This is a genomic window from Sungkyunkwania multivorans (assembly GCF_042675645.1).
Taxonomy (GTDB): domain Bacteria; phylum Bacteroidota; class Bacteroidia; order Flavobacteriales; family Flavobacteriaceae; genus Sungkyunkwania; species Sungkyunkwania multivorans.
This window is the reverse complement of record NZ_JBHTJH010000017.1, coordinates 1,316,377-1,340,802: the sequence shown is the minus strand read 5'-3', so window position 1 is coordinate 1,340,802 and position 24,426 is coordinate 1,316,377. Positions and strand designations below refer to the sequence as shown.

25 protein-coding genes are annotated in these 24,426 nt (G+C 42.8%); 4 read left to right on the top strand and 21 right to left on the bottom strand.

Annotated features, from left to right (window positions below):
• Window positions 1-33: 33 nt before the first annotated feature.
• The 6 genes from mraY to mraZ are packed head-to-tail and all read right to left on the bottom strand — an operon-like array spanning window position 34 to window position 6,466.
• Window positions 34-1,266, bottom strand: coding sequence for a phospho-N-acetylmuramoyl-pentapeptide-transferase (mraY, locus tag ACFQ1M_RS17510; RefSeq protein ID WP_386410761.1), 1,233 nt, complete (start codon window positions 1,264-1,266; stop codon window positions 34-36).
• A gap of 42 nt (window positions 1,267-1,308) precedes the next feature.
• Entirely contained in the window at window positions 1,309-2,772 is a 1,464-nt protein-coding gene (locus tag ACFQ1M_RS17505) for a UDP-N-acetylmuramoyl-L-alanyl-D-glutamate--2,6-diaminopimelate ligase (RefSeq protein ID WP_386410759.1), read from the bottom strand.
• Window positions 2,769-4,781 carry a penicillin-binding protein gene (locus ACFQ1M_RS17500; RefSeq protein WP_386410756.1) on the bottom strand — a complete coding sequence of 671 codons (2,013 nt, stop codon included), beginning with the start codon at window positions 4,779-4,781 and terminating at the stop codon, window positions 2,769-2,771. The genes ACFQ1M_RS17505 and ACFQ1M_RS17500 overlap by 4 nt, the downstream gene beginning before the upstream one ends.
• Window positions 4,782-4,790: 9 nt before the next feature.
• Window positions 4,791-5,105, bottom strand: coding sequence for an FtsL-like putative cell division protein (locus tag ACFQ1M_RS17495; RefSeq protein WP_386410753.1), 315 nt, complete (start codon window positions 5,103-5,105; stop codon window positions 4,791-4,793).
• Between the two features lie 7 nt (window positions 5,106-5,112).
• The gene (gene rsmH, locus ACFQ1M_RS17490; RefSeq protein ID WP_386410750.1) at window positions 5,113-6,009 is read right to left on the bottom strand and encodes a 16S rRNA (cytosine(1402)-N(4))-methyltransferase RsmH; all 897 of its coding nucleotides are present in this window, start codon (window positions 6,007-6,009) and stop codon (window positions 5,113-5,115) included.
• Window positions 5,996-6,466, bottom strand: coding sequence for a division/cell wall cluster transcriptional repressor MraZ (gene mraZ / locus ACFQ1M_RS17485; RefSeq protein WP_386410747.1), 471 nt, complete (start codon window positions 6,464-6,466; stop codon window positions 5,996-5,998). The genes rsmH and mraZ overlap by 14 nt, the downstream gene beginning before the upstream one ends.
• Before the next feature lie 275 nt (window positions 6,467-6,741).
• On the opposite strand from mraZ, the gene ACFQ1M_RS17480 reads away from it, so the two are divergent.
• Both ACFQ1M_RS17480 and yihA read left to right on the top strand, forming a co-directional pair.
• Window positions 6,742-7,506 (top strand): alpha/beta fold hydrolase, encoded by a 765-nt coding sequence (locus tag ACFQ1M_RS17480; protein WP_386410744.1) that lies wholly within the window; start codon window positions 6,742-6,744, stop codon window positions 7,504-7,506.
• A gap of 9 nt (window positions 7,507-7,515) precedes the next feature.
• Window positions 7,516-8,127, top strand: coding sequence for a ribosome biogenesis GTP-binding protein YihA/YsxC (yihA, locus tag ACFQ1M_RS17475; RefSeq protein ID WP_386410741.1), 612 nt, complete (start codon window positions 7,516-7,518; stop codon window positions 8,125-8,127).
• Here the strand turns inward: yihA and ACFQ1M_RS17470 are convergent, their stop codons facing one another.
• Genes ACFQ1M_RS17470 through gldB form a run of 3 tightly spaced genes read right to left on the bottom strand, consistent with a single transcriptional unit; the run spans window position 8,128 to window position 9,842 of the window.
• The gene (locus ACFQ1M_RS17470; RefSeq protein WP_386410738.1) at window positions 8,128-8,502 is read right to left on the bottom strand and encodes a GTPase; all 375 of its coding nucleotides are present in this window, start codon (window positions 8,500-8,502) and stop codon (window positions 8,128-8,130) included.
• A gap of 39 nt (window positions 8,503-8,541) precedes the next feature.
• A complete protein-coding gene (gene gldC, locus ACFQ1M_RS17465; RefSeq protein WP_386410735.1) occupies window positions 8,542-8,877 on the bottom strand; it encodes a gliding motility protein GldC in 336 nt (111 codons plus the stop codon).
• Window positions 8,877-9,842 (bottom strand): gliding motility lipoprotein GldB, encoded by a 966-nt coding sequence (gene gldB / locus ACFQ1M_RS17460; protein ID WP_386410732.1) that lies wholly within the window; start codon window positions 9,840-9,842, stop codon window positions 8,877-8,879. Before gldB ends, gldC begins: the two co-directional genes overlap by 1 nt.
• A gap of 106 nt (window positions 9,843-9,948) precedes the next feature.
• Here gldB and nadE point away from each other — a divergent pair, with 106 nt between their 5' ends.
• Entirely contained in the window at window positions 9,949-10,737 is a 789-nt protein-coding gene (gene nadE / locus ACFQ1M_RS17455; protein ID WP_386410729.1) for an NAD(+) synthase, read from the top strand.
• A 190-nt stretch (window positions 10,738-10,927) separates the two neighbouring features.
• On the top strand, window positions 10,928-11,557 hold the full coding sequence (locus ACFQ1M_RS17450; protein WP_386410726.1) for a response regulator: 630 nt from the start codon (window positions 10,928-10,930) through the stop codon (window positions 11,555-11,557).
• Here the strand turns inward: ACFQ1M_RS17450 and dnaG are convergent.
• From dnaG to cdd, 12 genes are all read right to left on the bottom strand, one after another.
• Window positions 11,554-13,518: a DNA primase gene (gene dnaG / locus ACFQ1M_RS17445; RefSeq protein WP_386410722.1), complete on the bottom strand. Its 1,965-nt coding sequence runs from the start codon at window positions 13,516-13,518 to the stop codon at window positions 11,554-11,556. The two genes, ACFQ1M_RS17450 and dnaG, sit on opposite strands and share 4 nt — an antisense overlap.
• Before the next feature lie 361 nt (window positions 13,519-13,879).
• Window positions 13,880-14,929, bottom strand: coding sequence for a hypothetical protein (locus ACFQ1M_RS17440; protein ID WP_386410719.1), 1,050 nt, complete (start codon window positions 14,927-14,929; stop codon window positions 13,880-13,882).
• Between the two features lie 84 nt (window positions 14,930-15,013).
• Entirely contained in the window at window positions 15,014-15,760 is a 747-nt protein-coding gene (locus ACFQ1M_RS17435; protein ID WP_386410716.1) for a hypothetical protein, read from the bottom strand.
• A complete protein-coding gene (locus tag ACFQ1M_RS17430; RefSeq protein WP_386410713.1) occupies window positions 15,747-16,310 on the bottom strand; it encodes an RNA polymerase sigma factor in 564 nt (187 codons plus the stop codon). The genes ACFQ1M_RS17435 and ACFQ1M_RS17430 overlap by 14 nt, the downstream gene beginning before the upstream one ends.
• Before the next feature lie 120 nt (window positions 16,311-16,430).
• Window positions 16,431-17,408, bottom strand: a complete 978-nt coding sequence (locus tag ACFQ1M_RS17425; protein ID WP_386410710.1) for a polyprenyl synthetase family protein — start codon at window positions 17,406-17,408, stop codon at window positions 16,431-16,433.
• Between the two features lie 51 nt (window positions 17,409-17,459).
• The gene (gene rlmN / locus ACFQ1M_RS17420; protein ID WP_386410707.1) at window positions 17,460-18,515 is read right to left on the bottom strand and encodes a 23S rRNA (adenine(2503)-C(2))-methyltransferase RlmN; all 1,056 of its coding nucleotides are present in this window, start codon (window positions 18,513-18,515) and stop codon (window positions 17,460-17,462) included.
• Window positions 18,516-18,563: 48 nt separating this feature from the next.
• Window positions 18,564-19,214: an HAD family hydrolase gene (locus ACFQ1M_RS17415; RefSeq protein ID WP_386410705.1), complete on the bottom strand. Its 651-nt coding sequence runs from the start codon at window positions 19,212-19,214 to the stop codon at window positions 18,564-18,566.
• 2 nt (window positions 19,215-19,216) lie between these two features.
• Window positions 19,217-19,897: an SDR family NAD(P)-dependent oxidoreductase gene (locus ACFQ1M_RS17410; RefSeq protein WP_386410702.1), complete on the bottom strand. Its 681-nt coding sequence runs from the start codon at window positions 19,895-19,897 to the stop codon at window positions 19,217-19,219.
• Complete coding sequence (locus ACFQ1M_RS17405; protein WP_386410699.1) at window positions 19,898-20,887, bottom strand: M28 family metallopeptidase; 990 nt, start codon at window positions 20,885-20,887, stop codon at window positions 19,898-19,900. It lies immediately after the preceding gene.
• Between the two features lie 149 nt (window positions 20,888-21,036).
• Entirely contained in the window at window positions 21,037-22,674 is a 1,638-nt protein-coding gene (locus ACFQ1M_RS17400) for a pyruvate dehydrogenase complex dihydrolipoamide acetyltransferase (protein WP_386410697.1), read from the bottom strand.
• Window positions 22,675-22,677: 3 nt separating this feature from the next.
• Window positions 22,678-23,676, bottom strand: a complete 999-nt coding sequence (pdhA, locus tag ACFQ1M_RS17395) for a pyruvate dehydrogenase (acetyl-transferring) E1 component subunit alpha (protein WP_386410694.1) — start codon at window positions 23,674-23,676, stop codon at window positions 22,678-22,680.
• Window positions 23,677-23,931: 255 nt separating this feature from the next.
• On the bottom strand, window positions 23,932-24,414 hold the full coding sequence (gene cdd / locus ACFQ1M_RS17390; protein WP_386410691.1) for a cytidine deaminase: 483 nt from the start codon (window positions 24,412-24,414) through the stop codon (window positions 23,932-23,934).
• Between the last annotated feature and the right edge of the window lie 12 nt (window positions 24,415-24,426).

Genomic DNA, 24,426 nt, shown 5'->3' with positions numbered 1-24,426 from the left:
ACGCCCTTCCTTGGGGATGGGTTGGGGATGGGCCTATCTAATTTTCAGCGTTACTATTGTCAATACCGCCAAAATGATTCCAACGATCCAAAAACGAGCGACTATCTTACTTTCGTGATAGCCCAGTTTCTGATAGTGGTGGTGCAGTGGCGACATCTTGAAGATCCGCTTTCCCTGACCATATTTCCTCTTCGTATATTTGAAATAGCTTACCTGCAACATCACGGAGAGATTCTCTGCCAAGAAAATCCCACAGAGTATAGGGATCAACCATTCTTTTCTAACGGCGATGGCGATCACCGCAATAATACCTCCAATGGTTAGGCTCCCCGTATCACCCATGAAAACCTGAGCGGGATAGGTATTGTACCAAAGGAACCCGACAAGTCCACCAACAAAAGCAGCGATATAGATGGTGATCTCCCCTACACGAGGGATATACATGATATTTAGATAGTCTGAAAAAATAAGGTTACCAGATACCCATGCGAAAATGCCCAGTGTAAGCACAATGATCGCCGAAGACCCTGCTGCCAGGCCGTCGATACCATCCGTAAGATTGGCACCATTGGAAACAGCCGTGACCACGATGATCACCAATGGAATAAATATGAGCCAAGCATACTTTTCTGCTCCTTCACCTGCCCAGCTTACCAAACTAGAATAATCCAGCTCGTTATTTTTAACAAAAGGTATCGTCGTCTTTGTTGACTTCTTCTCCTCTCCAAATCGTTTCTGAATGGGTACATTCTCCACAATTTCCACTTCATCTCCATCTCTCACTTCTTCCTTGATGGTCACCTCTGGATGGAAGAATAACGTAGCCCCAACGATGATGCCCAGTCCTATTTGCCCCATCACCTTAAAACGTCCGCTCAACCCTTCTTTATCTTTTTTAAATACTTTGATATAGTCATCTACAAAACCGATGAGTCCCATCCAAACTGTGGTGATCAACAGCAAGATGATGTAGATATTATCGAGTTTCGCTAATAATAGCACCGGAATCAACGTCGCCAAGATGATAATGATACCGCCCATGGTCGGCGTTCCCGCTTTTTGCATCTGCCCTTCCAGTCCTAGCTCTCGTACTGTTTCTCCAACTTGTTGCTTCCGAAGAAAATTGATGATCCGCTTTCCATATATAGTAGAAATGAGCAAAGAGAGAATGATTGCCGCTGCCGCCCTAAAGGATAAGAACTGAAACAGTCCTGCTCCTGGCAGTTGATAGTGTTTCTCTAAATATTCAAAAAGATAGTACAACATAATTCACCTATACCTGATCCCCTTTCTATCCTGGGAATACGGCTATTTATTTAATTTTCTCAATAATTCTGTGACGATCTTGTAATCATCAAAATCAGTTCTCTTTCCGTTTACTTCCTGATAGGCCTCATGACCTTTACCAGCAATTAGTATGATGTCGTTGGTGTTAGCCAATTGACATGCAGTTTTGATGGCCTGTTTCCTATCGGTGATGGCCATAGTTTTTTTATAATGCTGCGGTTCCACACCCTTCTCCATCTCTTCGATAATGAGATCTGGATCCTCACTTCTAGGATTATCTGATGTAAAAATGGCCTTTGTACTCAACGCTGAGGCTATATGAGCCATCTTAGGTCGTTTTGCACGGTCCCTATCGCCACCACAGCCCACGACAGTGATAAGTTCTTCGTTTCCAGTACGAATGCTATTGATAGTGCCCAGCACATTTTTAAGAGCATCTGGGGTATGTGCGTAATCAACGATGGCAGTGATCTTTTCTTTAGATATCAAATACTGAAATCTTCCGCTCACGCTTTCGAGATCACTTATTAGCCGCAAGATCTCCAATTGCTCCAACCCAAGTTGTTCTGCAGTGGCGTAGATCGCCAAAAGATTATAGGCGTTGAAGCTACCGATAAGTTTGGACCATACTTCGTGTTCATTGACCTTTAAAAGCAAACCGCTAAATTGATTCTCAAGGATCTGCGCTCGGTAGTCCGCATAGGATCGTAAGGCATATGTAAGCTTTCTTGCCTTGGTATTTTGCAGCATCACCAATCCATTCTTGTCGTCGACATTCACCAATGCAAAAGCCTCTTTATCCAAGGAGTCAAAGAAGGATTTCTTTACATCCCTATATTCGGCAAAGGACTTATGATAGTCCAAATGGTCATGGGATAGATTTGTGAATATTCCTCCAGCAAAATGAAGGCCATCTGTTCGTTTCTGATGAATGCCATGAGAGGACACTTCCATAAAGCAAAATTCTACCCCTTCCTCATTCATTTCTTTTAAATAACCATTGATCATCAACGGGTCGGGTGTCGTATGCGTGGCCGGATATTCCTGTTCACCAACCATGACTTTCACGGTTGAAAGCAATCCAACCTTATATCCTGCTTTTATAAATAATTGATATAGGAGTGTTGCTACCGTTGTCTTGCCATTAGTACCAGTAATTCCAACCAGCTTAAGGTTCTTTGATGGCTCGCCAAAAAAATTGGATGCCATGAGCGCCAGCGAGCGATGGCTATCCGATACTTGCACATAAGTAACTCCGTTGACCAGATGTTCAGGCATTTCTTCACAGACGATGGCCAAGGCACCAAGTTCTACAGCCTTTTGGATATAATTATGACCATCCATTTGAGTCCCTTTTATGGCTATAAAAACATCGTTCAACGACACTTTCCTAGAATCGTAAGCAAGATTGGAGATGGACACCGAAGTACTCCCTACTACCGCGGTAAGATTCACTTTATATAATATGTCCTTCAACAAACTCATGAAGCCTTTATGGTTACTTTTTGATTTTCTTGCAGTTTTGTCCCTGGAGTGACGGATTGCGATACGACATCACCGCTTCCTTCGACCTCTACATCTACCCTCATATTTTCCAGCAATGAAATGGCATCCATTAATGGCATCCCGCTAAGATTGGGCATGATCGTTTTATATTTCTTTGCTGTAGCATGGTACACCTCGTACTTCTTCTCGATATCGGGATTTTGAATATCCAACCCATCCACTTCATCATAGATAGGGGTGTCGGTATAGATCTTTTGCGCAATCTTTTTGAATACGGGCCCAGCGACATCTGCCCCATAATAACCCACACTTTTATCGGGCTCATGAATGACTACAATACAGGAATATTTTGGGTTTTCTACAGGAAAAAAGCCCGCAAAAGATGAAATGTAGTTAAGCTTGCTCTTGTCTCCCCCGTAATTCTTCTGTGCAGTTCCGGTCTTTCCCGCCATAGAAAAGTGGGGAGAATATAGGTCATGTCCAGTGCCGTGCTCTTTTTCTATGACGTTCTGCATCATTTTGGTCACTTTTGCCACAGTTTCCTTGGAACAGATGGACGGATTGATGATCTGTTTCTTAAATTCGATATTTGGGGAGCTCAATCCCCAGTCCTTGATCGCCTTTACAAATCTAGGACGTACCATCTCTCCCTTGTTGGCGATGGCATTGTAATAGGTAAGTGTTTGCAGTGGGGTCATCGAAACTCCATATCCGTAAGCCATCCATTGCAATGAGATGCCACTCCAATTCTTTTTATCGTTTGGATGCGGAATCTTGGGAACTCCTTCACCGATGATCGGCAGGTCCAGCGTATTATTCAGCTCCATATTGTACAGACGATTCACAAATCGCGATGGATTCTTTGAATAGAATTTGTCGATAATACCTACCACCCCCGTGTTGGAAGACACCTCAAAGGCTTTTGAAGCGGTAATCTTTCCATAGCCGCCCCATTTAGAATCCTCTACTGTTTTACCATAGAATTTAAGAATCCCGTTTTTTGTATCGATGACATAGTTCGTGTCGATAACCCGATCTTCCAAGGCGGCGACCATGGTCATCAACTTAAAGGTCGAGCCAGGTTCGTGAGACTCCCATACGGCGTAATTACGTCGTTCATAATAGTTACCGTATGTGTTTCTACCTAAGTTAGCGATCGCTTTGATCTCTCCCGTGCCGACCTCCATCACCACAGCACAGCCATGGTCGGCCTTGTATTTTTGTAGTTGCTCCAACAAGGCATGATGCGCAATGTCTTGAATATTTACATTGATGGTAGAGATGATGTCAAAACCATCTTCTGGCTCTATTTCGTTACTATCCGTTATAGGTTTCCACTGATTTTTGGCGATCTTTTGCTTGAGCCTTTTCCCCTCTTTGCCTCTGAGGTATTCACCGTAGGCCCCTTCCAATCCAGCTCTGGAGAAATAGCCGTTCTCGTCTTTACGGTCGTAACCAACAGTTCGTTCTGCAATTTTACCAATGGGATGCTCCCTTACCGTTCTTTGTTCGACAATAAGTCCGCCTTTGTAAGGCCCCAACTTGAATAGAGGAAAATCCTTTACTTCGATATAGTCGTTATAGCCCAAATTGCGAGCCACTAAGAGATACCTGTTCTTATTGGCGCGAGCCCTGGCAAATACATTTTGGTAATATGAAGATGGCTTCCCAAACTTTTTGGAAAGTGAATCTGAAAGCGGTTCTAAAAATTTGTTGAAATTCTTTTTTGAGACCGTGACCGCATCGAATCTGATATCGTACTTGGGGACTGAGGTAGCCAGCAAGCTCCCATCATCGGCGTAGATATTACCGCGATTTGGATGTATGGTAAAGTTTCGAACGGTTCGCTCTTCTGCCAAGCGCCGATATTTGTCACCCTCTACCAACTGGATGTTGAGCAGCTTTACCACCACAACAATGGCGAAGATGAACATACATCCTGCCACAAAATACAAACGGTTCAATATGTTCTTTTCAGTGACTGCCATCGAATTGTACTATTGAGAACTAACCCTTATCTTTTTTGGTGGTGTTTTGGAGGTCGTCAATCCTCGAGGTTTCATTTTCATCCTCACATAGGATTCGAACTGCAGCTTTTGAACGCTCGACCTTGTATCTACAAATTCGCTGCGCAATTCTTTTACCTCGTCATTCAGGCGAGCGATGTCGTGCACTTTCTTATCGGCACTATGTGAGCTGGCAATCATTACGATGGCCAAGAAAGACCCGAAAATGATAAAGCGCCAGTTCTTTACCGCCTCGTCACTTACCAGGAACTTCCCTTTTAAAATATCTAAAAGACTCTCTTTCATGCTACTGTCAAACTTTTTCTGCGATCCGCAACTTTGCGCTACGGGCTCTATTGTTCCTCGCTATTTCTGTCTCGTTTGGAACGATCAACTTTCCCACTTTTTTAAAAGGCACCTCCACATTTCCATAGAAGTCCTTTTCGGGTTCTCCTTCGAACATTCCAGCCCTGATAAAACGCTTCACCAATCGATCTTCGAGCGAGTGATAGCTGATAAGGCTTATTCGACCTCCTTTTTTTACCACTTCAGGCAATTGTATCAAAAAATCTTTCAATGCCTCCATTTCCTGATTCACCTCGATTCTCACGGCCTGATATATTTGCGCCAGCACCTTGTTCTCTCGGTGCTTTGGCAAAAATCGCTGGATCGCCACTTTAAGCTCATCACCAGTTTTGATATCGCCGTCCTTTCTCTTTTCTACAATGGTCTTTGCAATGGCATACGCATTCTTCAATTCCCCGTATTCTGCAAGTACCTTTCTCAGGTCCTGTTCGCTGTAATCATTGACCACATCGTATGCAGATAAAACGTTCTTTCTGCTCATTCTCATATCCAGTTCAGCGTTAAAACGGATCGAAAATCCTCGGTCGGCTACATCGAACTGGTGTGACGAAACTCCAAAATCACCTAAAACTCCATCCACTTCTTTAACCCCGTAGAAACGCAAAAAGCGTTTGATGAATCTAAAATTCTCATTGATCAACGTGAAGCGGTCATCATCGATAGCATTTTGTAAGGCATCCTCATCTTGATCAAAAGCAAAGAGTCTTCCCTCGCTACCGAGTCGTTTAAGAATTTCTCGGGAATGTCCTCCGCCTCCGAAGGTTACATCCACATAAACCCCATCTTCTTTGATGGCCAGGCCATCAACTGTTTCTTTCAATAATACTGGGTCATGATAGCTCATCTGCGCTCATATCTTCATTTCCCATAACTTCCTCGGCCAAATCGGCAAAGTCGAGGTCATCATTCACCGAGGTCTCGTACTTTTCCTTGTCCCATATCTCCAGAATATTGATTGCCGAGGCAACTACCAACTCTTTGGAAATTCCCGCAAAGGCAATCAGGTCTTTGGGGATCAATAATCGACCTGCGGCGTCAACTTCCACCATTTTCACTCCTGCCGTAAAACGCCGAATAAAGTCGTTGTTCTTTTTTTTGAATCGATTGAGCTTATTCATCCTTTGCATCATCAATTGCCATTCCTCCATCGGGTAGAGTTCTAGGCAGGGCTGAAAGACGGAACGCTTCAATACAAAACCGCTTTGTAACACGGGAAGCAATTGCTTCTTGAAAGCTGACGGCATCATCAGTCTCCCCTTGGCATCCGCCTTGCATTCGTATGTTCCGATCAGATTTAGCAAGAAATGTGGTTTGTTGTTCAAAAATCAAATATATGGAAAAGTTTCCCACATTTTACCACTATTTACCACTTTGTTGATAAATTCTTCCCCTATTACGCTCCTCACTTGGTTTTTATCAGCGATAGCAGGGCTTGGAGGTATGCGTCATCTTCTTGAAAAGCAATTTGAAATGGATGTTTTCGAGAGAATGTCATTTTGAAAAGCTAATTATTTAATATGTTTAACAAACAAACGAAATCCCTATATTTGTCTCTTGCTAAATCGTTAGCTATTCTATGGAAGACAATTTAATCAAGGAAGGAAAGTTCAATTATTTAGAAGTAGGTGAAGGCACGCCGATCATCATACTTCATGGGCTAATGGGCGGATTGAGTAATTTTGAATCAGTCACTGGTCATTTCTCAGAGAAAGGCTATAAGGTATTGATCCCAGAGCTTCCTATCTACGATATGCCGTTATTGAAAACCACGGTGAAGAATTTTGCAAAATATCTTGAAGAGTTTATAGAGCATAAACAGCTGGATGAGGCTATTTTATTAGGGAACAGCCTAGGTGGTCACATAGGATTGTTACACACCAAAATGTATCCTGAAAAGGTGAAGGCATTGGTCATCACCGGGAGCTCTGGGCTCTACGAAAGCGCCATGGGAGATGGCTATCCAAAGCGTGGAGACTATGAATTTATCAAGAAAAAAAGTGAAGATGTCTTTTATGACCCTACAGTGGCCACTAAAGAGATCGTGGATGAGGTCTATGCCACGGTAAACGACCGCAGAAAATTGATCAAGACATTGGCCATTGCCAAAAGCGCCATTAGGCACAATATGGCAAAGGATCTACCTAAAATGAATACCCCAGTGGGTATTATCTGGGGTAAGAATGACACGGTGACCCCTCCAAATGTCGCTGAGGAATTTCACAGTCTACTTCCAGATTCTGACCTGTTTTGGATCGATAAATGCGGGCATGCACCAATGATGGAACATCCTGAAGAATTTAATACGATCCTTGAATCTTGGCTCTCCCAGAGGAACTTCTAAACCCATAGGATGAAAATAAAGTCGGCAACTTTTGTAATGAGTAACAGCGATGTTGCGAAATGCCCTAAGGAGCCGATTCCGGAATATGCCTTTATCGGCCGCTCCAATGTTGGGAAGTCTTCCTTGATCAACATGTTGACGCAGCGCAAGAGCTTGGCAAAAACTTCGGGAAGACCTGGAAAGACCCAGCTCATCAATCATTTCAAGATCAATGACGAGTGGTTTTTGGTCGATCTGCCTGGATATGGATATGCGCGTGTTTCTAAGAGCCAAAAGAAGACCTTTCAGAAATTTATCACCAATTATTTTGAAAAGCGGCTTCAATTGGTTTCCGCCTTCGTTTTGGTGGACATAAGGCATGAGCCTCAAAAAATAGATATGGAATTCATGCAATGGCTTGGAGAGAACGGCATCCCTTTCTCTATCATCTTCACAAAAGCCGATAAGCTGAAACCCAACGCGATCAAGCAAAACATAGATATCTACAAGGAAAAGCTACTTGCAGATGTATGGGAAGAAATGCCTAATTATTTTATCACTTCGGCCTCTAAAGACATTGGAAAAGAAGAACTTCTCGACTATATCGCACAGGTGAATCTTGAATTAAAAAATAGTCGCTGATCATTTCAACAGGCTGCTCAGTTCTTTGATGAGCTGATCTATATCCTCCATGGCGTCCAACTTCTTTGAGGACATCACCAACTGTAGGTCATTTGCAGTCGCAGCTAACACGACCGGATATTGATAATTATTAAGAAACTTTGAGGCATATTCCTTCTCAAACTCATCGATATGCAAAAAACTGATAGGAGTATCAATTTGCCGCTTAAAGGCCTTCCATTTTTTCTTCTCGGAAAAAGCCCCATAGGTCAATGCACACAAACTACACGGGTATGTCGAAGGACTAAACAACTTATGGCCAGCATCCATCAATGCGTTCAAGGCTCCAGATCGGGCATTGTAAACGAATATGAGCTTCTCTATCGTATCGGTCATTAGACTATTGTCGGGGAAAAAGAATATCCTTACTTAGGGTCAGGGCTTCTTCAACTCGAGCTTCTCGGCAAAGTAATCGCAGAAGTCTTTCATGGTAGCAGTCATCTTCTCATCTTGCGTTGCTCTGAAAAAGGTATCTGCCATGGTGACCAATGTCTGATGAAAGAACAGTTTCATCTCGTCCACGGGCATATCTTTGGTCCATAGGTCGATACGCAACGTTTCCTGTTGTTTACTATCCCATACAGATAGCATTACGGCCTTTGCCTCTTCCTCGCTGATTCCGCCATCCTCGGCGGACCATGACAATTTTTCGGGAACTCTATTTTCGTCTAACTCTACTTTGAGTTTGATCTCTGAAGTGTGGTTTGCCATTACTTTTTAGGTTTGTACTTAGCACGGTTAAAGATTTCTTCTTCGGGGGTCTCCAATAATTGTTGCAAAGATACGTCATTATTGTTCATAAAACTTCTAACGATCTGCCACCCCAACCACTGCCCTAATCTTCCAGGAGATTCGCTATCGATTTCGAGATAGAATTTAGAGAAAGGCGCATCATAGATAAACCGCTGAAGCAATTTAGGATCCGTTTCATATAACATATCATTTTCAACAAAATAGCGCCAAATGAATTGTTCGTTTTCAGCAGCCCATTGAAGCTGTTCTTGGGAATAACCGATCTTATCCTTGTCGGGCAGTAAAGGCAACAACTTATCCTTTAGGTACAATATTTTCCCATGGTAGATCATTTGATACAGAAATATGCGATTCTGTGGCTGCCTAACTTTTCGCCCTGTAATGGCATTGGCGATATCAGACAACAACATACTTTTTCGCATATTGGCTCTTTTGTATTGCGACAGCCCTTCGTACAGATAGTTGCTCTCGCCCAAATAGGTATCTAAAGAGATCAATAAGAGGCTATCGGCATAGATCACTTTGTTCTCGTAATCTACGTCGGACGTCAAGGTGATCACATGAGGTGGATCAAAGCTTGGGAAATAATATTTTATATGCTGAAATAGCGCTCTGATATTTTCTTTTTCTTGCCCAAGACCACCAAAGGTCTCATCGACTTGAGCTACTAGTTCTAGTTGCAGTGTATCCTTTTTTCTCTGCAGCCAAAAACTATCTTTATATTGTACTGGAAATAAATATGGATACTTCCTTTTTATCGATTGCAGTTGCCCGATCGGGCTTTTATAAAACTCTTGCTCAAATCTATCCACATCTATCTCAACTGGAATCTTGGCGATCTCGGTCTCCACTTTATTCTCCTTTTTGCATGCGGAAAGAAAAAATACTGCCAATAGCAGAAATGCTATACCTTTTTTGATCATCTGAAGAATTTTTTGTAGCAATAACGCCACGGTCTTTTTTAAATTTTATGATTCGCGTATTTTTGTTTGGCAAAGGTATTTATTACAAATCTAAAAAACCACCACAATGAAGACAGAAAAAGTTGTTGACCACATCGTAGATTGGCTAAAAAAGTATGCAACAAATGCCAAGGTCAATGGCTTTGTGGTCGGTGTCTCTGGTGGTATCGATTCTGCCGTGACCTCTACCCTCTGCGCCAAGACTGGATTCCCTACACTTTGCATAGAGATGCCCATACACCAGGCGGCGAGCCATGTAAGCAGGGCGCAAGAGCATATTGAACAGCTTGAAAAACGGTTTGATAATGTGACCGCTACCCGAGTTGACCTTACTCCCGTCTTTGAAGAATTTAAGACCGAGGTCTCATTAGACGGATCGCAGACCACTGTTGATATGGCCTTGGCCAATACGCGAGCGAGACTGAGAATGACCACCTTATACTACTATGCTGGACTTCTGGGAAGACTGGTCGCAGGGACTGGCAATAAGGTAGAGGATTTTGGTGTTGGGTTTTATACCAAGTATGGAGACGGAGGCGTCGACCTAAGTCCTATTGCAGATCTCTTAAAAAGCGAGGTGTACGAAGTTGGAAAGTATTTACAAGTCCCTAATAGCATTATAGTGGCGGCTCCATCTGATGGTCTTTTTGGTGACGCCAGAAGTGATGAAGACCAGATAGGCGCCAGCTACCCCGAATTGGAATGGGCAATGTCTATGGATGATCAAGGTAAGGTAGCCGACGATTTTGATGGGAGAGAAAAAAAAGTCTTTGAGATCTACAAAAAATTCAACGGTGCTAATAAGCATAAAATGATTCCAATACCCGTATGCGAAATCCCCAAAAATTACCTTTAATATCTGCATTCTTATTAAAAATGAAAGGCTTTTCTGGGAATCTGTTAAGGGTCGTATTGTTTTTTTGAGTAACTTTAACGTAAACGAAGCAACCCCCGCATATCCATCCATAAGGCTCATTATCGTCCTTGCACTTTATTTAGTGCTATTCTTTTTGTGGCATGTGTTGTATTAATTAAAAATTAGGATTATGGTCAAAGTATTAGTCGCCGATAATCATCCCATTGTTCAAAAGGGAATCAAAGCGCTCTTCAAGTCCTCCAATAACATCGAAGTAATTGGGAGAGCTGCCACAACCTCAGAATTATTTGATTTTGTTGCGAGCAACGATGTCGATGTAGTACTGTTGGAAATGGACATCCCAGAGATCAATGGCATCACGGCATTAAGAAAGCTAAAAAAAGAGCATCCAGATGTTAAAGTGATCATGTTCAGCTCACAGGCCGAAGATGTATACGCCGTAAGTACCTTGAAAGCGGGTGCCTCTGGTTATTTGGCAAAGTCGGTTGACGTTGATATGATCGGTGAGGCCATTTTGAAGGTAGCCAATGGGGGTATTTTTATCAGCAATGAACTTGCCCAAAGATTGGCCTTTGACGAAAGCACCAACAAGCCTCGAAGGTTCTTTAGAAGACTCTCTACAAGAGAAGTTGAAGTGTTGAAGCTATTGGCAGCAGGAAGACGAAACAAGCACATTGCAGAGGAGCTTAATCTTAATGAAAAAACGGTGAGTACCTACAAGGCACGGCTTATGCGTAAGTTGAATGTAGACAATCTCGTAGACTTGCTTCAACAAGCAAAGGCATTGGAATTATATTAGACGACACGTCTGAGTTTTTTAGACAACAACACCTTTAGATGGTAGTAATTTTGGATCTCTTCAAGGACCTCAACATTGCTACCATCTTTATTTTCGCTGGTTTTTTGTTGTAATTCTTTTACCTTTTCATCGATAAGGTAACAACGAAGGTTCAATATCGTCTCGCTAACTTGCTGCGCCACGCCGGTATCTCGATCTTTAGGAAAAATGTTCTGACTCTCCCAATCGTGCAGATCATACTGCTCTTCATCCATTAACATTCCTGTTATTTCACCTGCGATCTCCGGGTCTATCTCATTGATGATCGCATCAACGGAAAAGTCGTCATTTTCACTATACCTCTTTACCAGTTCGTTAAAAAGGAAATTGAACTGCTCATTGGCAAAGGCCACTTCGTCTTGCTGAAGGTCGAGATACATCTTTTCGTAGACCTTCGCTTTGAATACTTCTGGCTCCAGAGTCAATTCACCCTCCTCATTTTCCTTGAGCAACAGGTCCTCGAAATCCTCTTCCTTTCCCCCATAGATAAGCAAACTTTTAATGAGACTCATCTCTAGGACATTGAGTCTATCTACCTTGGAAGTCTCTTGAGCCACCTCATTCTTAACGACGTCGAAAGCCCGCTGCTCTTGCTTGTACTTTTTATTGGCCTCTTTGAGCTCCTTATTGCTGATCTGCGCCAAGGTATTAAAGAGTACCTCTTCTGAAATGTCCATGATGCGCGAACACTCTTGAATATATACTTCGCGTTGAATACGATTGGGAATTTTCGCAATGCTATTCACAATATCCCCAATGACAGAGGCTCTTTTTATGGGGTCTCCCTTGGCTTCACGCATTAATAGCGAAGCCTTGAATTGAATGAAATCCTTTGACTGCTCCTGCAGATAACGCACCAGTTCTTCAAGGGGGGTTTTCTTGGCAAAGCTATCAGGATCTTCGCCTTCGGGAAAAGTGCAGACCTTTACATTCATGCCCTGCTCTAAAATGAGGTCGATACCGCGAAGGGAGGCGCGAAGCCCTGCAGCATCTCCATCAAAGAGCACCGTAATGTTTTTAGTGAGTCTATTGATAAGTCGTATCTGTTCTGGAGTTAGAGCAGTCCCGCTGGAGGCAACCACATTTTCTACACCTCGCTGACTGAATTGAATAACGTCGGTATATCCTTCAACCAGATAACAATTGTCCTCCTTCGCTATCGATTGTTTTGCATGATAGATCCCGTAGAGCACTTTGCTTTTATGGTAAATATCACTCTCTGGGGAGTTGAGATATTTCGCTGCCTTCTTATCGTTCGTAAGAATCCTACCTCCAAAACCCAAAACCCTTCCGGACATACTGCGGATCGGGAACATGACACGTCCTTTGAATCGATCGAACTTTCTGTCTCCTTTTACGATCGTTAATCCTGTCTTCTCTAAAAATTCTAGCTGATAACCATCTTTAAGCGCTTCCTTAGTGAAAGCCTCCCATTGATCGAGCGAATATCCTAGACCAAACCTCTTTATCGTCTCATCGGTAAATCCTCTTTCTTTAAAATATGTGAGTCCAATCGCCTTTCCAGCCTCTGATTCCCATAAGGTCCTCTGAAAATATTTATTGGCATATTCAGAGACCAAGTACATGCTTTCTCGTTCACTTGCCTGCTGCTTTTCTTCGTTGGTCTGTTCGGTCTCTTCTATTTCGATATTGTACTTCTTTGCAAGATATTTTATCGCCTCAGGATACGAAAAATGTTCATGCTCCATCAAAAAGGCAACGACATTACCTCCTTTGCCACTAGAAAAGTCCTTCCAGATCTGCTTCACCGGAGACACCATAAAAGAAGGTGTGCGCTCGTCTGTAAACGGGCTTAATCCCTTAAAATTTGAGCCCGATTTCTTTAACTGCACAAAATCACCGATCACCTCCTCGACGCGGGAAGTTTCAAAAACTTTATCTATGGTAGATTTAGAAATCAATCTGAATACATTTGATCCGTAAAAATAGACAAAAGCCGCAACATAGCTGTTGTGGTCAACCAATTGCACTGCTTATAAAATAATTCTTACAACATCTAACTATATATGGTGATTCGCACGAAACCCTGTTACCGTTTATCCGATAAAACGACGTTTCATCTTATTTTGTTGCTGCAGTAATGGTAAGGGTGTTATATTCGTATCACCATAGCATAAGTAGGTTAAGTTCATGGTAAGATTTGGGGCAAAAAAGGTGGAATCTCTTCCACCTTTTTTATTTTATAGACTTTTATGTTTACATCATATAAAAAGGGAGTGAACCCACAGTTCTACTCCCTTTTACTTTTCGTGGAAATTTTAGCTAATCCATATCGAAACGTACTCCTAGCGATATATTACGCTGCTCGTTGACGGCATTCTTAAAAATTGGAGACAGGTCATATTTTCCGTAAATTCCGACCGAACCTATCGCAACGTAAGCGCTTACACCATAAATAAGCCCATCGGTATTGTAATCACGCTTTATCTTTTCCTTTACACGTTCTCCATCTTGTGTATATTTAAGCTTTTGACGCGTACTCATGTTGAACCCTGCATAACCTCCAATCCCCATCTTGAATCTTCGTCTTGTACTATAACGAAAATATTCTTCACGCTCTATCTTTCGCGAGGGACCAAACTCAAAATGAACCGGTATCACAATATTGTCTCTTCTAAATTTGGACTTTCTAAGCTCAAATGGAAATTCCGCCAATACGGTTTGATCCCCTTGCTCGATGAAGTAGCGATTCTGTGTTGGCTTGAGACCATTGAACTGAAAGGAGAATCCATACTTTATACGAAGCCAGTTGCTGTTATCGAATACGCGTGTCTTCCACGCCCAACCCAATTCAAAAAAACGCGAACCAGCAAATTTATAATCGGAATCATCAAAGGATACCCCTTCCTGTATGGCGTTATTGAATCCAATGGCCACCACCAGGTCCGAAGTGGTTCTTCGATCATAGCGTCGTTTTTTCCTTTTATCGGATCTCCAGTCAAAAACATCATCGACCTTAAATCTGATATTGACATATTCATCATCGTCTTCCTCTCTGATCTCCTGCTTTCGTTCTAGCAAGGCGATCTTGTTATCTATGATCGCTATGCGATTCTCTATATTTGAAGCATGAAGCTCTGCTGCTTCGCGCTTTCGCTTATCGGCCTCATCTTTGGTTAGCTCATTGTTATCCAATTGTTGATTGATCGCTTCTACTTTAGCCTTTAGCGCCTCGCGTTCTTCTGAATATACCACTTCCTTCTTCTCCTTTAAGGATTCAATACTTGTTTCTCTTGTTATTTCCTGCGCGGAAAGCCATTGTGTGAGCAATGCTAGAATTAATGTGACCAAATACCGAGTAATACTTTTCATAATGTTCGATTTTAGCCCTCGGCGGGTTGACCGGTAAAGACAACCCCCGAAGGAACCTAATTGTTAATTGATTGATGAATGAATTTAATTATTGCGGTCGGCGACGGCCGTCTTGACCTTGATGTAATTGTCTTTTAGCGCTTCGAATACTTTTTCTCTGAACGATCGCTCCAACTCATTTTCTACATCCAGCAGCAGGGATTCTGCCGTTATAGCTTCATCTTTTTTTATCATTCTGCTCATCGCCAAGACCTTCTCTGCCTCTTCCAGTAGAGAATCGATCTCTGCATCTGTAACCTGATTATTTTGCTGTTGAAGTAGCTTTGCCTTTTCAACGAGGTCTGCTATGGATTCCTCCTCTGTTATTGAAACGATCTTCTCTTCAATAAGAATATTGTCTTTTAACTTTATCCCTTTATCTTTTTTGGTCATCGCAACAGCCTGGTTGGTGTCTTTGATCTCTCTAAGGTTCCCAGCTTCATCGATACTTATCATAGTTTCTGAAGACTCTTTAACATCTACGACCGTTTCTTCCTTTTCAGAAATAGGTTTTGATCCGTTATCATTATGGCTGTTGATCGGCAATTCCTTTTGTTTGGTATTCGTATCAACTACCTTTCCTTCACCTATAGCAGCCTCATCTTTTAGAGAGAACAAAATGATTCCCAGCCCAACGACACTAGCCGCTGCAAAGTACCACCATACTCTCCTTCTTCGCTTATATTCGGGCTGCAATCGATCTTGCAATGTATCCCAAGCCTTGGTAGAAGGTTCGATGCTCCTAGCCTGTATTTTCTCTTTTATCTCTTCTTCAAATTTAAGTGGTGCCATAGCTTGCGTTTTTTAACTTGCCAATGCCCCGTTGAAGCATCTTTCGGGCTTTAAATAATTGAGTTTTGGAGGTATTTACAGAAATCTCCAACAATGATGCGATTTCTTTGTGCTTATATCCCTCAATGGCATACATGACAAACACGATCCGATATCCCTCTGGCAGTTGATCGATCAGCGCCTGTATTTCCTCTACTTCTAAGGCTGAAATACTTGATGCCGATGGTGCCTCGTAACGCTCGATCTCTTCATCTGAAAAAGCGAGCTGCTTTTTGGAGCGCAGATAAGAAATTGATTCTCGTATCATGATCCTTCGTATCCAACCTTCAAAACTACCTTCAAACTTGAAGGTCCGTAGATTGGCAAAAACTTTTAAAAAACCATTTAGCATTGCTTCCTCTGCCTCCTGTAAGTCGCTGATATACTGCCTACAAACGCTTAGCATCTTTGGCGCATGCTGTTGAAACAATTGGTGCTGTGCATCACGTTTGTTTTGCGCGGCACTATTGATCAATTTTTCTTCGTTCTTGTAAAGTTGTATGACTTTCACGATGCTGGTTTCATTCGGTCTTCAATTAGATAGACGCAATAATTGTGCGAAAGGTTGTCTGGGGATGAAAAAAAGATGAAAAAAGTACAATCTGTTATTGTATACTTATCCGCTTTAGAACTATTTCTTTCTATCGATCACGTAATTTACCATAAGTTCTAAGGCATCCTTGAATTCTGAAGAGGGATAGTCCTCGATCAATGCAATGGCCTCTTCCTGAAAAGATCTCATTCTATCGATGGCATACTCGAGCCCGCCGCGGTCCTTCACAAAGGCGATGACCTCTTTAACTCGTTTTTTATTCTTGTTGTGATTTTTAATGGAATTGATGAGCCAACTGCGCTCTTTTTTATCGCAATGGTTGAGTACATGGATGAGGGGTAAGGTCATTTTTTGCTCCTTAATATCAATCCCTGTAGGCTTTCCTATGCGCTCCTCGCCATAATCAAAAAGGTCATCTTTAATTTGGAACGCCATACCGATGAGCTCGCCAAACTTACGCATACGTTCTACATGATCAGAATCTGGCGCTACGGAACATGCCCCAAGCGCACAGCAGGCTGCAATCAATGTGGCGGTCTTTTGCCGAATGATATCGTAATAGACCTCTTCGGTAATATCTAGCATTCGTGCTTTTTCGATCTGTAGCAATTCTCCTTCGCTCATCTCTCTCACTGCGACCGAAATGATCTTAAGAAGATCGTAGTCCCCATGATCGACGGATAGCAATAATCCTTTGGCAAAAAAGTAATCGCCAACCAAGACGGCGATCTTATTCTTCCATAAGGCATTGATCGAAAAGAAACCGCGACGACGATGACTCTCGTCCACCACATCGTCGTGTACCAGACTGGCAGTATGTATCAACTCTATAATGGAAGCTCCGCGATAGGTACGCTCGTTTACCTTTCCACCAGAGACCATTTTGGCGACAAGGAAAACGAACATGGGTCGCATTTGTTTCCCTTTGCGAGTAACGATAAAATGTGTGATTCGATTGAAAAGCGCTACCTTGGAAGACATTGAGTCATAGAACTTCTTTTCAAAAAGTTCCATCTCCCCGACAATGGGTTGCTTAATTTGCTCAACGATCTTCATAGAAGCACCAAAGATAACATTTACCTATGAAAACTGTCTTCAAAAAATGGACTAGGAAACCGCTGCATCGTTCTTATTGGCTAATTGTCCGCAGGCGGCATCGATATCCTTACCCCGAGAACGTCTGATCGTCACGGTAATGCCATTTTGCTCAAGGACATCCCGATACATTTCGATCGCGTTGTTGCTGGCCTGTTGAAACTCCCCATCATCGATGGGATTGTATTCGATAAGATTCACTTTTGAAGGTGCGAACTTGCAGAATTTCACCAAAGCATCTACATCTTTTCGTTGATCATTGATCCCTTTCCACACTACATATTCGTAGGTGATGCGGTTCTTTGTTTTAGCATACCAATACTCTAGCGCTTCCCGTAGGTCCGACAATGGGAAGGTCGCATTGAATGGCATAATCGAGGTACGGACCTCATCGATCGCAGAATGCAGTGAAACAGCCAACTTGAATTTCACTTCCTCATCAGCCATTTTTTTTATCATTTTGGGAACTCCCGAGGTTGAAACTACGATACGACGTGGTGACATTCCCAATCCTTCGGGGGAAGTGATCTTCTCGATTGCCTTAAGCACATTGTTGTAGTTCATTAAAGGTTCTCCCATTCCCATAAAGACGATGTTGGAAAGTGGACGGCCATGATACAGACGACTTTCATTATCGATCGCCACTACCTGATCGTAGATCTCATCAGGGTTGAGATTACGCATGCGTTTTAAGCGAGCGGTTGCACAGAAACGACAGTCCAGGCTGCAACCCACTTGACTGGAGACGCAGGCGGTCGTTCGCGTTGCTGTAGGTATCAAAACAGACTCAACGACCAGATCATCATGTAGGCGCACCGCATTTTTAATGGTGCCATCGCTACTTCGCTGCATCTGGTCCACCTTGATGTGGTTAATGACAAAATTGTCTTGGAGCATGTGCCTTGTTTCCTTTGAGATATTGGTCATATCTTCAAAGGAATGTGCTCCTTTGCCCCATAACCATTCGTATACTTGATTTCCACGAAAAGCTTTGTCCCCATGATCCACGAAGAAGGTTCGTAGTTGCTCTTTGGTCAGCGCCCGTATGTCTTTCTTCTTTGTTTGCATCTGGATGCAAAGGTACTGTTATTCGCGGATTTGTTGTTTTGTATCTTATTATTTCGAATATGATTCTATTAAAGGCAGCAACTCGGCCATTGTAGTGAAGGTCTCGGTCGGCTGATACGAAAAATGGTGCTCACGTCCGTTTTCTGCATAAGCAAATACATCAAACCCTCCTCGGATTGCGGCCTCGATTCCCTTGGAAGAATCCTCGATGACCAAACAGTCCGAGGGTTGAAAACCCATATCTCTGGCTGCGTGTATAAAGATATCTGGTTCGGGCTTCCACTTATTGATATCATAACAACTATAGATATTATTATCAAAATATTGGAGAAGCCCTGTGTTTTTGAGATTTAATCGAATCTTGTTCTGTGGCCCACTTGAGGCCACACAAAAAGGAAGTCGCATGGACGTCAAAACCCCCTCAACGCCGTTCACTGGCAGCAAGTATCGATCGAAAGCATCAAAGGAACGTTTTCTAAATTCTGTTTCAAAACTCATCGGAACAGGTTTCCCAATAAGACACTCTATATCTTGCATGCAGGCATATAAATGACTTCCCACATACATTTTGAAGGCATATTCTAGATCGATGTCGGCGCCAAGCTCGTTGGCCATTTCCACCAACACCTGATTGCCAATATTCTCGCTATCGACCAAGACACCGTCGCAATCAAAGATGACACATTTATATCCGCTCATCTTTAAGGTGTACTAGAAGATACTTGTAAAAGTTTTCCGTTATAGAATTTGTTTCCAGTTAACGCAAAATCATAGAGATATTCGGCCATTTCAAGCGAGGTAAGTGGGGCCTGGTAGCCAGGAAATGCTTCTTCTAACATTTCGGTCTGCACTGCCCCAAGCGCCAACACATTGAACGAGGGACCCGTCTCTTTATATTCTTCGGCCAAGATCTCGGTAAGTGTAATTACCGCCCCTTTGCTCGACGAATATGCAGAAAGTCCAGGGAACTTAACACTTCCTTGTACACCACCCATACTGCTTACGGTGACCACATGACCATCTTTTGGCATGAATGGGATGCAGATTCGGGTGACATCGGCAACTCCAAAAACGTTTACCTGATAAACTTCTTTGAACTCCTTAGAGCTGATCGCCTTAAACGGTTTGTGCAACAACTTACCCGCATTATTGATAAGAATATCCACCTGCTTCCATTGGTCGTTAAGAAAATCTTGCAGCTTATGAAGACTTTCTTCTTTGGCCAGATCAAAGGAAAAACATGTAATATTGGGGTGTTTTAGTGCGCTGATCGGTAGGTGATTTCGCGATAGTGCGAGTACTTGATGGCCCGCATCGGCAAATAATTTTGAAAGCTCAAACCCTATTCCACGGCTGGCTCCGGTTATGATCACTTTCTTCATCTAGTATAGTTTAATTTCTTTTGTGGGTGTCGTACTCATTTTCTCCAAGACGGGTATCATACTTTGAATGACATTGGACATGTGTTCAAAGTCCATCTTATCTATTTCGTCATCTACATGATGGTAATATTCAAAGTTGGTGAGATCACAGGTTGAAATGGTTTGACTCGGCACTTTGAACTCGCGATAAAACGGATAATTGTCCGATCTCTTGAATAGATCATAACTTACCGCAACCGCTGATTTACCTATAAGGTTGGTCCCTGCATATTCATTCATCTTTTCGGCCATATTGGTTTTATCATAACCGGTAACAAAGGCGACATAGTCCCTTCCGTTGAACGGCACCCCGATCATTTCGAAATTAGCGACACCATATAGGTCGATATTTTCTTCCTTGAGTCGCTTTGCCAAATGTTTGGAGCCTAAAAGCCCCTTTTCTTCAGCAGAAAACAAGGCGAATAGTAAACTTCGGCCATTGATTCTCTGTTTTGCAAAATAGCGCGCCAACTCTAATACTGCGGTCGTTCCGGAGGCATTATCATTGGCACCATTGGCGATAGCATCGCCAGCTACCCAGTCTGCAAAGCCGATATGGTCATAATGCGCTCCGATTAGTATATACTCGTTTTTAAGCACTGGGTCATTTCCTTCTAAATGACCCACGATATTGTATGCTGGCTTCTTATGGTTGGATAACGTATCCTTGTAACTCGAAAAATAAGGTTCAACGCTACTCTTCTTAAATACATCTTCGATATAATTTGCGGCAAGCTCGATGCCGTCGGTACCCGTATTTCGCCCTTTTAGGTCGTCTGACGCGAGAAACTTCATGTGTGCCTCTATAGCTTCGACACTGGAAATTTTTCTATCAGTTGATATTTCAGGAAAACTTTTCGTCTTTTGAGTATTGACAGCAACGGCAGCACAACCAATTGTGGCCAAAACTAGACCGATGATCATGACATTGACAATTCTTCTTCGCATCATTTAGATATTTATTCTTCTATAGATAAAAGGACCTATTCTCTAAACAGTATGAAGCTCTTTAGAAAAAAGGAATCTCAAATTGAGACATTACTAAGATAAAAAAATCCTGTCCGGAGACAGGATTCGAAATTATAATTAAATCATAAAGACTAGGCCAGCATCGTCACTGGATTCTCCAAATATGACCTTAATGTCTGTAAAAACTGAGCTCCTGTGGCACCATCGACCGTACGGTGGTCACATGCCAAGGTTACCTTCATGGTATTTCCTACCACGATCTGCCCATCCTTTACCACTGGTTTTTCTATAATGGCACCAACGGATAGGATTGCAGAGTTGGGTTGATTGATGATCGAGGTGAATTCTTGAATGCCGAACATTCCCAAATTAGATACCGTAAAGGTACTTCCTTCCATTTCGGCAGGCGTGATCTTTTTGTTTCTGGCCTTACCAGCCAAGTCTTTGACCTGGGCGCCGATCTGTGTCAATGACATCTGATCGGTGAACTTCAATACAGGCACTACAAGCCCTTCATCTACCGCTACAGCCACACCGATACTAACGTGGTGATTGTAAATTGTAACATCGTCATTCCAGGTAGTATTCACCTGTGGATGTTTTCTAAGCGCCATAGCGCATGCCTTTACCACCATATCATTGAACGAGACCTTTGTGTCTGGCAGCTCGTTGATCATTTTCCTAGAAGCCATTGCATTGCTCATATCTACTTCGATAGTGAGGTAGTAATGAGGGGCCGTGAATTTAGACTCACCCAATCGCTTTGCGATGACCTTGCGCATCTGCGAATTCTTCACCTGCTCGACGCTCTCTTCTCCTACTGGGACGAAGGCTGCCACTGGTGCGGCTTGCGCTTGTGTTTGTGATGATTCGGCAGATGGTGCGGCAGTTGTTGCAGTTTGCGGAGTAAAATCTTCCACATCTCTTTTAACGATACGTCCGTTTTCACCGGTACCAGAAACTTGCGAAAGGTCGATTCCTTTCTCTTCTGCTATCTTCTTCGCCAAGGGCGATGCAAATATCCTTCCATTGGTCGAAGTCGTACTCTTGGCATTTGGAGTGTCTGCTTTCTTTTCTTCTTTTTTTGGTTGCTCTTTGGAGGTAGTCTTTTCTTCTTTTGGAGCAGTCCCCTCGGATGCGAATGCCTTTAAGACCGCATCGACATCGGTACCTTCAGGACCTATCACCGCCAACACTGAATCTACAGGGGCACTTCCTCCCTCGTCAATGCCGATATGTAATAGCTTCCCCGAATAGAAAGACTCGAATTCCATGGTCGCCTTATCGGTCTCGATCTCGGCTAGAATATCTCCTTCCTCAATATCGTCACCCACCTTTTTGATCCATGTTGCCACGGTACCTTCTTCCATGGTATCACTCAATCGAGGCATTTTCACCACTTCTACACCTTCAGGCACACTTGCGGCCTCTGGTGTTGATTCGTTTGAGCTAGTGGCCTCTTCTTTGTTCGATGTTTCTTCTTTCGGCGCTTCATTGGAACTACCATTGAGCAAACCAGAAATATCTTCTCCTTCGTTACCAATGATTGCTAAAAGGGTATCCACGGGAGCTCCATCGCCCTCTTGAACGCCGATATGTAATAACGTTCCCTCATGAAAGGATTCGAATTCCATCGTGGCCTTGTCTGTCTCGATCTCGGCCAGAATATCACCTTCTTCGATCTTATCACCAACTTTTTTGAGCCATTTTGCCACTACACCTTCTTCCATGGTGTCGCTGAGTCTCGGCATGTTTATGATTTCTGCCATGATTTAGAGTTTATGTGGTAGAAATGGATAATCTTCTTGTTCGTAAACGGCATCGTACATCACGTTCTTTTCTGGGAAAGGTGACTCTTCTGCAAACTTCTCACATTCCTTCACCATTTCCTTGACGCGCTTGTCTATTTCTGCTATTTCATCTTCGCTCGCATATTTCTTTTCCAAAATGATCTCTTTTACTTGAGTAATAGGATCGATCTTTTGATATTCCGCGACCTCATCTTTGGTTCTATAATGCTGTGCATCACTCATCGAGTGTCCCCGATAACGATAGGTCTTCATTTCTAAGAAGGTTGGACCATCGCCTCGACGCGCTCGTTGAATCGCTTCATCCACTGCCTCGGCGACTTTGACGGGATTCATCCCATCTACCGGTCCGCATGGCATTTCGTATCCGAGCCCTAGTTTCCAGATGTCGGTATGATTTGCCGTTCGCTCTACAGAAGTACCCATTGCGTATCCGTTGTTCTCACAGATAAATACCACTGGAAGCTTCCAAAGCATCGCTAAGTTGAAAGTTTCGTGCAGCGAGCCTTGACGGACCGCACCATCGCCCATATAACAAAGTGTAACCGCACCTGTTTCATGATATTTGTCACCAAATGCCATCCCTGCTCCTAAAGGAATCTGACCTCCGACAATCCCATGACCGCCGTAAAATCCTTTTTCTTTAGAGAAAATATGCATAGAACCTCCTAAACCTTGAGAGGTTCCGGTCGCCTTTCCATAGAGTTCTGCCATCACACGTTTTGGGTCAACTCCCATACCGATAGGCTGGACGTGATTGCGATATGCGGTGATCATTTTGTCCTTGGAGAGATCCATTGCATGTAAAGAGCCTGCAAGAACAGCCTCCTGTCCATTATATAGATGAAGGAATCCCCTAACTTTTTGTTGTATATAAACGGCGGCCAGTTTATCTTCGAACTTGCGCCAGAAGAGCATGTCTTCGTACCATTTTAGATACGTTTCTTTAGTTACTTTTTTCACTCTTTCGGATTTTGCAATTTTTAACTACTTGTAAATCAAGGATTTTCACAACACTGTTATGAAAGCTCCTATTTTGATGAAACTCTGTCATTTGCCTGTTTAATCGTTTAATCTGCTTACGACCCAACAAATGACTAACAAAAATAGCACTTTCGGCATTAGTGAAAAAATGAAAAGCTCTATTTGAAAGGGATTTTTATAAAATAATCACACGAAAACGTTAGAGAAAGGTTTTTTGAAATTTCGCCTTGATGTTTATAGGAACGAATTATCAAAACCAAGTGGAAGCAGGTCTTTCAATGAATTTACCTTTGCTACTTTCCCAAGTTCGCCCATAAAATAGATGGCAATGGGAGATTTTTGCTTTTGTTCATACTCTGCAATGGATTGACGACAGCTACCGCAAGAAGAAATCGGTTCGTTAACCTGTGTTGTAGAGGAGGCTGCGGTGATGGCAATAGAGAGGACTTTCGCATCAGGATATTGAGCACCTGCATAATAAATGGCAACACGCTCGGCACAAAGGCCAGAAGGATAGGCGGCATTCTCCTGATTGTTCCCAGTGATGATCTCGCCATTGTCCAAAGACAAAGCTGCGCCCACTCTAAATTTAGAATAAGGCGCATATGCTTTCTTGCGAGCTTCAATGGCTTGAAGCATCAGCTGTTTGGCTTGAGCTGGAAGTTCATCGATATCATCGAATAACTGCACAGTCGCCGTTACTTGTATTTCCTTCACTCCATTTTATTT

Excerpts from the sequence above, each read along its gene's own strand:
- mraY (WP_386410761.1), bottom strand. The coding sequence starts at position 1,266 with ATGTTGTACTATCTTTTTGAATATTTAGAGAAACACTATCAACTGCCA.
- ACFQ1M_RS17505 (WP_386410759.1), bottom strand. The coding sequence starts at position 2,772 with ATGAGTTTGTTGAAGGACATATTATATAAAGTGAATCTTACCGCGGTA.
- ACFQ1M_RS17500 (WP_386410756.1), bottom strand. The coding sequence starts at position 4,781 with ATGGCAGTCACTGAAAAGAACATATTGAACCGTTTGTATTTTGTGGCA.
- ACFQ1M_RS17495 (WP_386410753.1), bottom strand. The coding sequence starts at position 5,105 with ATGAAAGAGAGTCTTTTAGATATTTTAAAAGGGAAGTTCCTGGTAAGT.
- rsmH (WP_386410750.1), bottom strand. The coding sequence starts at position 6,009 with ATGAGCTATCATGACCCAGTATTATTGAAAGAAACAGTTGATGGCCTG.
- ACFQ1M_RS17480 (WP_386410744.1), top strand. The coding sequence starts at position 6,742 with ATGGAAGACAATTTAATCAAGGAAGGAAAGTTCAATTATTTAGAAGTA.
- yihA (WP_386410741.1), top strand. The coding sequence starts at position 7,516 with ATGAAAATAAAGTCGGCAACTTTTGTAATGAGTAACAGCGATGTTGCG.
- ACFQ1M_RS17470 (WP_386410738.1), bottom strand. The coding sequence starts at position 8,502 with ATGACCGATACGATAGAGAAGCTCATATTCGTTTACAATGCCCGATCT.
- gldC (WP_386410735.1), bottom strand. The coding sequence starts at position 8,877 with ATGGCAAACCACACTTCAGAGATCAAACTCAAAGTAGAGTTAGACGAA.
- gldB (WP_386410732.1), bottom strand. The coding sequence starts at position 9,842 with ATGATCAAAAAAGGTATAGCATTTCTGCTATTGGCAGTATTTTTTCTT.
- nadE (WP_386410729.1), top strand. The coding sequence starts at position 9,949 with ATGAAGACAGAAAAAGTTGTTGACCACATCGTAGATTGGCTAAAAAAG.
- ACFQ1M_RS17450 (WP_386410726.1), top strand. The coding sequence starts at position 10,928 with ATGGTCAAAGTATTAGTCGCCGATAATCATCCCATTGTTCAAAAGGGA.
- ACFQ1M_RS17440 (WP_386410719.1), bottom strand. The coding sequence starts at position 14,929 with ATGAAAAGTATTACTCGGTATTTGGTCACATTAATTCTAGCATTGCTC.
- ACFQ1M_RS17435 (WP_386410716.1), bottom strand. The coding sequence starts at position 15,760 with ATGGCACCACTTAAATTTGAAGAAGAGATAAAAGAGAAAATACAGGCT.
- ACFQ1M_RS17425 (WP_386410710.1), bottom strand. The coding sequence starts at position 17,408 with ATGAAGATCGTTGAGCAAATTAAGCAACCCATTGTCGGGGAGATGGAA.
- rlmN (WP_386410707.1), bottom strand. The coding sequence starts at position 18,515 with ATGCAAACAAAGAAGAAAGACATACGGGCGCTGACCAAAGAGCAACTA.
- ACFQ1M_RS17415 (WP_386410705.1), bottom strand. The coding sequence starts at position 19,214 with ATGAGCGGATATAAATGTGTCATCTTTGATTGCGACGGTGTCTTGGTC.
- ACFQ1M_RS17410 (WP_386410702.1), bottom strand. The coding sequence starts at position 19,897 with ATGAAGAAAGTGATCATAACCGGAGCCAGCCGTGGAATAGGGTTTGAG.
- ACFQ1M_RS17405 (WP_386410699.1), bottom strand. The coding sequence starts at position 20,887 with ATGATGCGAAGAAGAATTGTCAATGTCATGATCATCGGTCTAGTTTTG.
- ACFQ1M_RS17400 (WP_386410697.1), bottom strand. The coding sequence starts at position 22,674 with ATGGCAGAAATCATAAACATGCCGAGACTCAGCGACACCATGGAAGAA.